Below are 11,879 nucleotides of genomic sequence, written 5' to 3'. Positions count from 1 at the left end.
CTAGAAGTACCCCTCGCGCTTACGGTCTTCCATGGCGGCCTCGGAGAGCTTGTCGTCGGCCCGGGTGGCGCCGCGCTCGGTGAGGCGGCTGGCGGCGATCTCGGCGATCACGTCGGCGATGGTCGCCGCGTGCGAGTCGACCGCTCCGGTGCAGGACATGTCGCCCACCGTCCGGTAGCGGATCAGCCGCCGCTGGACGGGCTCGCTCTCCTTGGGGCCGCCCCACTCGCCGGCGGTCAGCCACATGCCGTCGCGGGCGAAGACGTCCCGCTCGTGGGCGTAGTAGATCTCCGGGAGCTCGATCCTCTCGCGCTCGATGTACTGCCAGACGTCCAGCTCGGTCCAGTTGGAGAGCGGGAAGACCCGGACGTGCTCGCCGACCGCGTGCCGGCCGTTGTACAGGCTCCACAGCTCGGGGCGCTGACGGCGCGGGTCCCAGGCACCGAACTCGTCGCGCAGGGAGAACACGCGCTCCTTGGCGCGGGCCTTCTCCTCGTCCCGGCGGCCGCCGCCGAAGACGGCGTCGAACTTGTTGGACTCGATGGCGTCCAGCAGCGGGACGGTCTGCAGCGGGTTGCGGGTGCCGTCGGGCCGCTCGCGCAGCCGGCCGTCGTCGATGAAGTCCTGGACGTGCGCCACGTGCAGGCGCAGGCCGTACTGGGCCACCACGCGGTCGCGGTAGGCGATGACCTCGGGGAAGTTGTGGCCGGTGTCCACGTGCAGCAGGGCGAACGGCACCGGGGCGGGCCAGAAGGCCTTGAGCGCCAGGTGCAGCATGACGATGGAGTCCTTGCCGCCGGAGAACAGGATCACCGGGCGCTCGAACTCGCCGGCCACCTCGCGGAAGATGTGCACCGACTCCGCCTCCAGGGCGTCGAGGTGCGACAGCGCGAACGGGCTCTCGTGGGTGTCGAGCAGGCGGTGGGTCGCGGTCGTCATGCCAGGCCCCTCTGGGTCAGGAAGGCGTGCAGCTCGGCGGCCGAGTCGGCCACCTCGCGGCCCTGCGTCTGAATACGCAGCTCCGGGTCGACCGGAGCCTCGTACGGGTCGTCGACCCCGGTCAGGCCGGAGATCTCGCCAGCGGCCTGCTTGGCGTACAGGCCCTTGACGTCGCGCTCGGCGCAGAGCTCGACCGGGGTCGCGACGTGGATCTCCAGGAAGTCGGTGCCCCTGGCGGCGTGCAGCTCGCGCACGGCCGCGCGGGAGTCGGCGTACGGAGCGATCACCGGCGCCAGCACCTTCACGCCGTGCGCGGCCAGCTTCTCGGCGACGAAGCCGATCCGGGTCACGTTGGTGTGCCGGTCCTCCTTGGTGAAGCCGAGGCCCTTGGAGAGGAACTCCCGGATCTCGTCACCGTCCAGGACCTCGACCTTGTGGCCCTCGGCGCGCAGCCGGTCGGCCAGGGCGAAGGCGAGCGTGGTCTTGCCCGCGCTGGGCAGCCCGGTCAGCCACACGGTGGCGCCGCGCTCGCAGGTGGCGGCCGGGGGGGCCGCCTCTGCGGTGGCCCCGGCGGCCGAGGTGTCGGCTGTCGTCACGGTGAGATCTCCTGATGGTGCGTAGGGGGTTGGTGCGGGGTCAGAGGTGGATGCCGCACTCGGTCTTGCCGGAGCCCGCCCAGCGGCCGGCCCGGCCCTGCTCGCCCTCGCCGGGCTTGGCGGTGCAGGACAGCGGCGAGCAGCCGATCGAGGTGTAGCCCTCCCACAGCAGTGGGTTGAGCAGCACGCCGTTGGCGGCGACGTAGGCGTCCACGTCCTCCTGGGTCCAGCGGGCGATCGGGGCGATCTTCACCTTGCGGCGCTTCGGGTCCCAGGAGACCACCGGGGTGTTCGCCCGGCTGGGGGACTCGTCGCGGCGCAGACCGGTCGCCCAGGCGTCGTAGCCGCCGAGGCCGCGGTTCAGCGGTTCGACCTTGCGCAGCGAGCAGCACAGGTCCGGGTCGCGGTCGTGCAGCTGCGGCCCGTACTCGGCGTCCTGCTCGGCCACGGTGAGCTTCGGGGTGAGGGTGATGACGTTGACCGGCATCACCGCCGCCACCGCGTCCCGGGTGCCGATGGTCTCGGCGAAGTGGTAGCCGGTGTCCAGGAACACCACGTCCACACCCGGGAAGACCGAGGAGGCGAGGTGGGCGACCACCGCGTCCTCCATCGAGGAGGTGACGCAGAACCGCTTGCCGAAGTTGTCGGCGGCCCAGCGCAGGACCTCCTGCGCGGAGGCCTCCTCCAGGTCGCGGCCGGCCGCGGTGGCCAGCGCCTCCAGGTCAGTCGCCGTGCTCATCCGAACTCCCCCCGTTGGTGGGTGACAGCAGGCCGAGGAACTTCAGCTGGAAGGCCCGGCGGCAGCTGTGGCACTCCCAGGCGCCGTGCCCGGCCTCGGACGGGCGCAGGTCCTCGTCGCCGCAGTACGGGCAGAAGAACGGCGCGGCGCGTTCGCTCACGACAGTGCCTCCTCACTCGCGCGGGCGGTCCACTGGGCGAACCGCTCGCCCTCGGCGCGCTCCGCCTGGAAGCGGGTCAGCACGCGCTCGACGTAGTCCGGCAGGCCGTCCTTGGTGACCTTGAGCCCGCGGACCTTGCGGCCGAAGCCGGCCTCCAGGCCCAGCGCGCCACCGAGGTGCACCTGGTAGCCCTCGACCTGGTCGCCGTTCTCGTCGGTCACCAGCTGGCCCTTGAGACCGATGTCCGCGACCTGGATCCGGGCGCAGGCGTTCGGGCAGCCGTTGATGTTGATGGTGAGCGGCTCGCCGAACTCCGGCAGGCGCTTCTCCAGCTCGTCGATGAGCGTGCGGCCGCGCTCCTTGGTCTCGACGATGGCGAGCTTGCAGTACTCGATGCCGGTGCAGGCCATGGTGCCGCGGCGGAACGGGGACGGGGTGACCCGCAGGTCCAGCGCCTCCAGCCCGGCCACCAGGGACTCGACCCGGTCCTCCGCGACGTCCAGGACCAGCATCTTCTGCTCGGCGGTGGTGCGCAGGCGGTCGCTGCCGTGGGCGGCGGCCAGGTCGGCCACCTGCCCGAGCAGCTCGCCGTTGACCCGGCCGACCCGCGGCGCGAAGCCGACGTAGAACTTCCCGTCCTTCTGCCGGTGGACGCCGACGTGGTCGCGCCAGGTGCCGCTGGGCTCCTCGGGCGCGGGCCCGTCGACCAGGTCGTACTTCAGGTACTCGTCCTGCAGCACCTGGCGGAACTTCTCCACACCCCAGTCGGCGACCAGGAACTTCAGCCGGGCGCGGTTGCGCAGCCGGCGGTAGCCGTAGTCGCGGAAGATGCCGATGACGCCGCCGTAGACGTCCGCGACCTCCTCCAGCGGAACCCAGGCGCCCAGCCGGACGCCGAGCTTGGGGTTGGTGGACAGGCCGCCGCCGACCCAGAGGTCGAAGCCGGGGCCGTGCTCGGGGTGGACCACGCCGACGAAGGCGATGTCGTTGATCTCGTGGGCCACGTCCAGCAGCGGCGAACCGGAGACCGCCGACTTGAACTTGCGCGGCAGGTTGGAGAACTCGGGGTTGCCGATGAAACGGCGCTGGATCTCGTCGATGGCGGGGGTGCCGTCGATGATCTCGTCCTCGGCGATGCCGGCGACCGGGGAGCCGAGGATGACCCGCGGGGTGTCGCCGCAGGCCTCGGTGGTGGACAGGCCGACGCCTTCCAGCTTCTGCCAGATCGCGGGCATGTCCTCGATCCGGATCCAGTGGTACTGGACGTTCTGCCGGTCGGTCAGGTCGGCGGTGCCCCGGCCGTACTGCTCGGAGACCTCGGCGATCGCCTTCAGCTGGGCCACCGTCAGGCGGCCGCCGTCGATCCGGACCCGCAGCATGAAGTACTCGGCGTCCAGCTCGTGCGGGTCCAGGATCGCGGTCTTGCCGCCGTCGATGCCCTCCTTGCGCTGGGTGTACAGACCCCACCAGCGCATCCGGCCGCGCAGGTCGGCCGGGTCGATCGAGTCGAAGCCGCGGTGCGCGTAGATCGTCTCAATGCGTGTCCGCACGTTGAGACCGTCGTCGTCCTTCTTGAACTGCTCGTTGGGGTTGAGCGGGGTGAAGTGCCCCATGCCCCACTGGCCCTCGCCGCGGTGGCGGGTCACCTTGCGGGCGGCGGCGGGACGGCGCGCGGGGGCGCTGTCGACCTGGGGCTCGACCGGTTCGGGAGTGGGGGCCATGGTGTCGTCCTCAATCGGCTGGCGTGGTTCGGGGCACTACGTCCCGGGCACGTCCTGCTCCGACCTGCGCGTTCTTGGCGAAGTGCGGCAGGGAGTCGATGAGCAGTGACCTGTTGCCCGGGGGGCTCGCGCATCCGCTGGAGCGGCGACGGCGGTGGTGGCGCCGGGTGCGGTGGTGGCGGCGGGGGTGGGCTCAGGTCACCGGACAGATGGCGCTGGACACGCGAAGGAGATCGACGTGCAGTCGACCTACTAGGGTGGCTCCGGCGCTTGGCATGGCAAGAGATTCGCACGGCGGGCGACCCCCGGTCCACCAACGTCCGCATGGTGGACGCAATGGTTTCGCACTGTGAGATGGCCGTCGAATCGCGGAGCTCCGGGCCGCTCGGACCCGTACCGGGCCCGTCACCGTACCCGGGGCGTTCCCGGCGCGGGCCTCGCGCGTGCGTGCGCGCGGATCGGGTGGCGTGGGCCGATACCGTAGAGGCGTGCAAGCAGCCGGCAGTACTTCGCAGGACACCCAGGGCCAGGCCGTCGAGCGTCCCGTCCGCCGACGGGGCGGCCGTCGGCGCGCGGCGAAGCAGAACACCTGGCGCCGGACACTGTGGGGCCTGCTCAAGGACACCACCAACACCTGCGTCGAGTACCGGGTGACCGGCCTGGCCGCGGAGGCGGCGTTCTTCACGCTGCTGTCCATCCCGCCGCTGCTGCTCTGCCTGGCGGGCACCCTCGGCTACCTGGACGACATCCTCGGCGCCGGCACCATCGACAAGCTGAAGCAGGACATCGTCTCGGCATCCGGGACGGTGCTCTCACCGAGCTCGGTCGAGCAGATCGTGCAACCGCTGCTGAAGGGCGTCTTCGACGCCGGCCGGCCGGACCTGATCTCGATCGGCTTCCTGCTCTCGCTGTGGTCCGGTTCCCGGGCGCTCTACATCTTCATCGACACCATCACCGTGATGTACGGCCTCGACGGCAAGCGGGGCATCGTCAAGACCCGGCTGATGTCGCTCGGCCTCTACCTCGGTGCGCTGGCGATCGGCTCGCTGGTGATGCCCCTGCTGGTGGCCGGCCCCGGACTGGTGGTGCACACCCTGCCGGACTCGGCCGGGCTGGTCAGCGCGCTGTACTGGCCAGCCGCGATCCTGCTGCTGGTGGTCTTCCTGACCACGCTCTACCACGTGGCGGTGCCCGTCAGCACGCCCTGGCGCGAGGACATCCCGGGCGCCCTGGTGGCCCTGGTGGTGCTGGTGGTCTGCAGCGTGCTGCTGCGGCTCTACCTGGTCAGCTCGGTGGAGGGCCCGTCGGTGTACGGCTCGCTCGCGGCGCCCGTCGCCGTCCTGCTGTGGATCGGCGTGGTGGCGCTCGCGGTGCTCATCGGCGCGGCCATGAACGCCGCCATAGACCGGCGCTGGCCGACCGTCGAGACCGCCGACGCCCGCGCCGAGAACGAGCGCGCCAGCGAGGAGGCGGCCGCGACGCTGGTCCGCGAGGTGGCCGCGCGGCGCGCCGTCCAGCGGGCGGTGCGGGCCCGGGAGCTCGGCCTGGGCGACGGGGCCGAGGAGGAGCCGGACGAGGACGACGACGACGGCATGCCGCCCTCCGAGTACCCCGAGCGCTGGGCCGAGGTGCTGCCACCGCACAACGTCCGCGGCCGGCTCGGCGGCGGTGGCACCCCCCGTCGCCGCCAGCCCCCGCCGCCGCCGGACAGCGACCGCCCGGACTGGCCGCCGACGCCGCCGTCCTACCCCGTGCCCGGTTCCTGGGACGGCCGGTAGGCCGGCCTCCGGGGGGGCGGTTCAGCTCGTGGCCGCCGGGTCGCCGCGGCGGGTGCGGAAGGCGCGGGCCTTGGCGCGGTTGCCGCACTCGGCCATCTGGCACCAGGTGCCGGAGCGGTTCTTGGAGTGGTCGTAGAACGCCCACCGGCAGTCCGGCGCGGGGCAGACCTTCAGCCGTCGCCAGGTGCCGTCGAAGGCCGCCCGGCCGGTGACGGCGAGCAGCAGCCCGAGCGCGCCCGTGACGTCCCGGGCCGCCGCCGTGCCGCAGTCCGGCGCGACGTCCGGGCTGCCGTCCGGGCCGAAGCGCAGCCGGACGGTGGCCGCGCCGGCGAGCTCGTCCAGGGCCCGGACGGCCGTCGGGTCCGCCGCGGCGCCCGAGTTGGCGCCGGCCAGTGCGCGCAGCGCCTCCCGGATCTCGACCGCGCGCAGCCGCAGCACCTCGTCGACCTGCGCGGACGGGCGCAGCAGCCGCCGGTCGGCCAGCCAGGCCTGTGCCCGGGCGGGGGTCGACAGCTCGTCGGTCCCCTTCTCCAGGTCGTGCGTGTTGATGAACCCGCGGACCAGTTCCAGCGGACCCGGGGCTTCCTGGCGCTTCATCGGTGGTTCACCAGCCATCTTGACTAACCGGCTAAATGGTTTGTAGGTTACTTGATGCTGCGCTGTGGATCAACCGCTCGGGTGCCCACGGGCCCCGTCAATCCTCGGAGTCCGGCCATGCCACGCATCCACGCACACCAGCTCGCCGCCGCGGTGGCCCGGCACGGCGGGCTGGCGGCCGTGATCGCCGCCGCGACGCTCTGGGGGCTCGGCGGCACCCTCGCGAGCAAGCTCTTCGGCCAGGGCGCGGACCCGCTGGAGGTGGTCGCGTTCCGGACCTGGATCGCGCTCGCCGGACTGGCCGTGCTGTCGGCCCTCGCCCGCCGCCGGGCGGCCGGAGCGGACCAGCGGACCGGCCCGGCCCGGCCGAAGGCCCCGGTCCCCTGGCTCTGGGTGATCGGCTTCGGGGTGTCCGTCTCGGTCGCCAACGCGGGGCTGTTCCTGGCCATCCAGCGGCTGCCGGTGGCGGTCGCGCTGGTCCTGCAGAACCTCGCCCCCGCCTTCGTGATGGCCTGGACCCTGGCGGCCACCCGCCGGGCGCCCTCCCTGCGGATGCTGGCCGGCCTGGCCGCCGCCCTGGTCGGGGTGGCCCTCGTGGTGGAGCTGCCGACCACCCCGCTCGACGGCCTCGACCTGCCCGGCATCGGCTTCGGCCTGCTCACCGCGGCCGGTGTGGCCTGCTTCTCGGCCTTCGGCGGGCACGCGGCCCGGGTCTGCGGCGCGCTCACCGCCAACACCTGGGCGTTCGGGGTGGCCGGCGCGCTCTGGCTGGCCTTCCAGGCCGCCCACGGCGTACCGGAGCTGTTCCACCACCCGAGGCTGCTGCTCGGCGCCGCCGTGATCGGCGTGTTCGGCACCCTGCTGCCGTTCCTGCTCTACTCCTGGGGCACCGCCCGGGTGGGCGCGCAGGCCGGGGCGGTCAACATCTCCCTGGAACCGCTCGCGGGCGCCGTCCTGGCCTGGGCCTGGCTCGGACAGGCCCTGAACGCCCTCCAGCTCGTCGGCACCGCCGTGCTGCTGGGCGGCATCGTCCACCTCCAGCGGGCCGAGCGGCGCGAGCCCTTGGCGCGGCCCGTACCGGCGGCCGACAGCCCGCGCCCGCTCCCCGGCGACCGGCCGAAGGCCCGGCTCTGACCCACCCCGGCACCACCCGCTCAGCCTCGAACCTCGCACGTGGACACCCCCGTAGACCGAGGAGCAAAGGCCACAGATGGACTTTCGGATACTCGGCCCGATCGAGGTCGAGGTCGACGGCCGGCCGGTGGGCCTCGGCGGCGTGCGGCAGCAGATCATCCTGGCCGTCCTCGCCCTGGAGGCCGAGCGGGTCGTCTCGGTGGAGCGCCTGATCGACGCCGTCTGGAACGACAGCCCGCCGCCGACGGCGCGCGACCAGATCCGGATCTGCGTCTCCGCGCTGCGCCGCAGGTTCGCCGCCGCCGGCCACCGCACCCTCATCCACACCCGCGCACCCGGCTACCTGCTGGCCCTGCCCGAGGGCAGCCTGGACGTCCACACCTACGAGGACCTGGTGGCCCGGGCCCGCGCCGCCGTCCAGCGCGACCACCTCGCCCAGGCCGCCGACCTGCTGCAGGCCGCGCTGGCCGTCTGGCGCGGCGCCGCCCTCGCCGGGATCCCCAGCCGGCTCGTCCAGGAGAAGGCCGTCCGGCTGGAGGAGGCCAGGCGCGGGGCGCTGAACGAGCGGCTGCGGCTCGACCTCGCGCTCGGCCGGCACGACGACCTGCTGGGCGAACTGACCGCACTGGCCTCGGCCAACCCGTTCTGGGAGAAGCTCCAGGGCTACCTGATGCTCGCGCTCTACCGCTCGGGCCGTCAGGCCGACGCCCTCGACGTCTACCTGCGCACCCACCGCGCCCTCGCCGAGGAGCTCGGCGTCTCGCCCGGCCCCGAGCTGCGGCGCCTGCACCGCGACATCCTGGCCCGCCGGCCCGCACTCGACCTCGGCCCCGGCGGCCGCGAGCGGAGCTCCGGGCGGGGCCGTCGCGAGCGCGGCCGACAGCGCGGCGACGGCACCGGCCGGCTCGCCGTCCCGCGTCAGCTCCCGCCCGGCCTGGTGGACTTCGTCGGACGGCAGGACGACGCCCGGCGGATCCGCGACCACCTGCTGGCCGAGCCCGGCACGCCCTGCCGGGCCGCCCCCCGGGTGGTGGCGATCAGCGGCACCGCGGGCGTGGGCAAGACCAGCCTGGCCGTCGGCGTCGCCCACCAGGTCAGGGACGCCTTCCCGGGCGGCCAGCTGTTCGCCAACCTGGACGGCCACCGCGACGCCGGCGGCGCCCAGCACGTCATGGTCCGCTTCCTCAAGGCGCTCGGCGTCAGCGAACGCGCCATCCCCGACGACCCCGCCGAGCGCACCGAGATGTACCGCGACACCCTTGCCGAGGCCAGGGTGCTGATCGTGCTCGACAACGTCCTGTCGGCGGAGCCGGTGTGGCCGCTGCTGCCCGGCAGCGGCGGCTGCGCGGTGATCACCACCAGCCGGCACCGGATGACCGGCCTGCCGGGGGTGCTGCCGGTCGACGTCGGCGTCCTCGGCCCCGCCGACGCGGTGGAGCTGCTCGGCCGGGTCGCCGGTCGCGAGCGGATCGACGCCGACCGCGACGCGACCGCGCAGCTCGTCCAGCAGTGCGGCGGGCTGCCCGTGGCACTGCGGATCGCGGGCGCGCGGCTCGCCTCGCGACCGCACTGGCCGGTCGGCAAGCTGGTCGCCCGGCTGCGCAGCCGGGAGGGCGCGCTGGGCGAACTGGTGCACGACGGGCTGGCCGTGCGCAGCTGCTTCCAGGAGACCTACGACGCGCTGTCCGCCGGGGCCCGCCGGCTGTTCCGCCGGCTGGCCGTACTGGACGTCCCCGAGTTCCCCGGCTGGGTCGCGGCGCCGCTGTGCGAGCTCGACCCCGGCCGGGCCGAGGACCTGCTGGAGATCCTGGTGGACGTCCGGCTGGTCGAGGTCGCCTCCTCGGGCGGCGGCAGCCGCCCGGTCCGCTACCGGCTGCACAACCTGATCCGCTCCTTCGCCCGCGAGCGGCTGGACGCCGAGGAGCGGGACATCGCCCAGGAGGCCGCGCTGCGCCGGGCACTCGGCGCCTGGCTCGCGCTGACCGAGGAGGCACACCGCCGGGAGTACGGCGCAGGCCTGCCCAGCCCGTCCGGCGACACCGACCGCTGGCCGCTGCCGCAGCCGTTCACCCGGGAACTGCTGCGCCGACCGACGGCCTGGCTGGAGAGCGAGCAACAGGCGCTGGTCGCGGCCGTCCGGCAGGCGGCCGAGCACGGACTCGCCGGCCTGTGCTGGGGCCTGGCGCTGGCCGCCGCCGACTTCCTGGCGACCGGCGGCCACCTGGCCGACTGGCGCCGCACCGCGCAGGCGGCGGTCGCGGTGACCGGCGGCCCGGCGGGCGACGCCCGCGGCCACGCGGCCGCGCTGTACTCGCTCGGCGCGGTCGACGCGGCCCAGGGCCGGCTGACGGACGCCCGGGAGCGGCTGGAGCGGGCCCGGGCGCTGTTCGCGGAGCTCGGTGACCGGCACGGCCTCGGGCTGGTGCTGCGCGCCCTCGGCGGGGTCAGCCAGCTGCTCGGCGACGGCCCGGCGGCGCAGCGCCAGTGGGCGCAGGCGCTGGCCGGTCTGGACGCCGCGGGCGACACCGCCGGGCAGGCCCACGTGCTGTGCGACCTGGCCGGGGCCGGCCTGGAGTCCGGCCACCACCGGCCGGCCGGGAAGCTGCTGGAACGCGCCCTGGAGCTCGGTGTCCGCTCCGGCAACGGCCGGGTCCAGGCCCGGGTCCGGCACTGCGTGAGCGAGCTGCAACTGCTCACCGGGCACAGCGGGGCGGCCGAGTGCGGCTTCCACCAGACCCTGCGGACGGCCCGGGACACCCGGGACCGGATCGGCGAGGCGCACGCCCTGCACGGCCTCGGCCGGGTCCGGCTGCGCCAGGGCCGGCCGGACGAGGCCGGGCCGGCCCTCCAGCACGCGCTGCGGATCGCGCTGCACGCCGGCGACCGGCTGCTGTACGGCCGGGTGATGCACACCCTCGGGGACACCAGCCTCGCGCAGGGCCGTACCAGCGCCGCCCAGGTCCAACTGCGGGACGCGCTGGAGGTGTTCGTGGAGCTGGGGCATCCGCGGGGGCAGTCCGCCGTGCGGGACTCGCTGCGCCGGTGGCACTGGGCGACCGGCGCGGCCGACGGCCACCCGCAGCGCCGCGCACCGGGCGTCGGCCGGGACCCGCGCGGCGGGCTGCGGGCGGTGGGGGAGTGAAGCGTCCGTCCGACCCCGCGCACCTGGCGGCCCGCCAGGACCGGGGCGGCCGGTGCGACGGGGACGGCCCGGTCCTGCGGCTGAGCGACGAGGAGGCCGAGGCGACCTTCCGGGCCCTGGACCCGCTGGCGGTGGTGCGCGAGGCGCTGGCCCGGCCGGCCGGTGGCGGGGGCTCCTCGCACGCGGTGCTGCGGGTGTGCGCGGACACGGACGAGGTCCGGCTCTACGACGGCCTGTTGAAGCGGGAGTGGGCGCTGTCGGCGTCCTGCGCGCTGCGGCTGTGGACGGCCTGCCTGAGCACCGCCGCGATGTGCGCCCTCGCCCCCGGCGGGGTGGTCACCGCCGGGGTGGTCGGGGCGGGCGCGCTGGCCGAGGCGCAGCTGGTTCAACTGGCGGTACGGCTACCCGGGTTGACCCATGTGGCGCTGCACGACCGGGACCCGGCCCGGACGGCTCGGCTGTGGTGGCGGCTGGCCCGCGCGCTGCGCGAGCGGGGCGTCGGGCTGACCTTCGCCGCCGACGTCCGCGAGACCCTGCTCGGCGCCGACCTGGTGCTGCTGACCGGCGAGGCCGAGCAACCGCGCCCGGACTGGACCGCCCCGGGCGCGGTGCTGGTCAACGCCACCGGCGCGGACCTCCCGGAGGAGATGTACGTGTTCGCCGACCACCTGGTGGTGGACGACTGGCGGTTCCTCGGGCCGGCCGAGGACGGCCGCCGGCTGTTCACCCGGCGCAGCGAGGCCTGCCGGGCGCTCGAACTCACCGGCGGTCGACGGCCGGTTGAGTCGAGACTCGGCGCGGTGATCGCCGACGGCACCGCCCGCTGGCGCGACGCCGACGAGAGCGTCCTGGTCGAGCTGCTCGGCACCGGCGCGTACGACGCGACCTTCCTGACCCGGCTCTGCCACGCCGCGATCCGCCGCACCGGGCACATCCCCCCACGGTCCCGCACGGTGGCGCCCGGCGCGCGCTCGGCGCGGGCCGAGGAGCGGCAATAGGCGGTCGATACCGATTCGATATCCCCTCCGCGTGCAATCGGTCGAGCACCTGCTGACCAGCACCTGTCACAGGTG

General features: G+C 74.4%; 11 protein-coding genes. 4 read left to right on the top strand and 7 right to left on the bottom strand.

Annotated elements, in window-relative coordinates:
* The 6 genes from cysD to OG871_RS10685 form a co-directional block, all read right to left on the bottom strand.
* Complete coding sequence (cysD, locus tag OG871_RS10710; RefSeq protein WP_371496292.1) at positions 1-939, bottom strand: sulfate adenylyltransferase subunit CysD; 939 nt, start codon at positions 937-939, stop codon at positions 1-3.
* The gene (gene cysC, locus OG871_RS10705; protein WP_371496290.1) at positions 936-1,535 is read right to left on the bottom strand and encodes an adenylyl-sulfate kinase; all 600 of its coding nucleotides are present in this window, start codon (positions 1,533-1,535) and stop codon (positions 936-938) included. The genes cysD and cysC overlap by 4 nt, the downstream gene beginning before the upstream one ends.
* A 40-nt stretch (positions 1,536-1,575) precedes the next feature.
* Entirely contained in the window at positions 1,576-2,274 is a 699-nt protein-coding gene (locus OG871_RS10700) for a phosphoadenylyl-sulfate reductase (RefSeq protein WP_371496289.1), read from the bottom strand.
* A complete protein-coding gene (locus OG871_RS10695; protein WP_371496287.1) occupies positions 2,258-2,434 on the bottom strand; it encodes a hypothetical protein in 177 nt (58 codons plus the stop codon). The genes OG871_RS10700 and OG871_RS10695 overlap by 17 nt, the downstream gene beginning before the upstream one ends.
* Positions 2,431-4,155, bottom strand: a complete 1,725-nt coding sequence (locus tag OG871_RS10690) for a nitrite/sulfite reductase (RefSeq protein WP_371496286.1) — start codon at positions 4,153-4,155, stop codon at positions 2,431-2,433. The genes OG871_RS10695 and OG871_RS10690 overlap by 4 nt, the downstream gene beginning before the upstream one ends.
* A gap of 193 nt (positions 4,156-4,348) precedes the next feature.
* On the bottom strand, positions 4,349-4,432 hold the full coding sequence (locus OG871_RS10685) for a putative leader peptide (RefSeq protein ID WP_317634116.1): 84 nt from the start codon (positions 4,430-4,432) through the stop codon (positions 4,349-4,351).
* A gap of 211 nt (positions 4,433-4,643) precedes the next feature.
* Here OG871_RS10685 and OG871_RS10680 point away from each other — a divergent pair, with 211 nt between their 5' ends.
* Positions 4,644-5,933 (top strand): YihY/virulence factor BrkB family protein, encoded by a 1,290-nt coding sequence (locus tag OG871_RS10680; RefSeq protein WP_371496285.1) that lies wholly within the window; start codon positions 4,644-4,646, stop codon positions 5,931-5,933.
* 21 nt (positions 5,934-5,954) lie between these two features.
* Here OG871_RS10680 and OG871_RS10675 read toward each other — a convergent pair whose 3' ends face one another.
* On the bottom strand, positions 5,955-6,530 hold the full coding sequence (locus OG871_RS10675) for a CGNR zinc finger domain-containing protein (protein WP_371496284.1): 576 nt from the start codon (positions 6,528-6,530) through the stop codon (positions 5,955-5,957).
* A gap of 117 nt (positions 6,531-6,647) precedes the next feature.
* Here OG871_RS10675 and OG871_RS10670 point away from each other — a divergent pair, with 117 nt between their 5' ends.
* From OG871_RS10670 to OG871_RS10660, 3 genes are all read left to right on the top strand, one after another.
* The gene (locus OG871_RS10670; protein ID WP_371496283.1) at positions 6,648-7,664 is read left to right on the top strand and encodes a DMT family transporter; all 1,017 of its coding nucleotides are present in this window, start codon (positions 6,648-6,650) and stop codon (positions 7,662-7,664) included.
* 76 nt (positions 7,665-7,740) lie between these two features.
* Complete coding sequence (locus OG871_RS10665) at positions 7,741-10,806, top strand: BTAD domain-containing putative transcriptional regulator (RefSeq protein WP_371496282.1); 3,066 nt, start codon at positions 7,741-7,743, stop codon at positions 10,804-10,806.
* A complete protein-coding gene (locus OG871_RS10660; RefSeq protein ID WP_371496280.1) occupies positions 10,803-11,804 on the top strand; it encodes a hypothetical protein in 1,002 nt (333 codons plus the stop codon). The genes OG871_RS10665 and OG871_RS10660 overlap by 4 nt, the downstream gene beginning before the upstream one ends.
* Positions 11,805-11,879 lie beyond the last annotated feature (75 nt).

The organism is Kitasatospora sp. NBC_00374, assembly GCF_041434935.1.
In the GTDB taxonomy this organism is placed as follows: Bacteria; Actinomycetota; Actinomycetes; order Streptomycetales; family Streptomycetaceae; genus Kitasatospora.
Note: the sequence above shows the minus strand (reverse complement) of the source record. Positions and strands in the feature narration are given on the sequence as shown.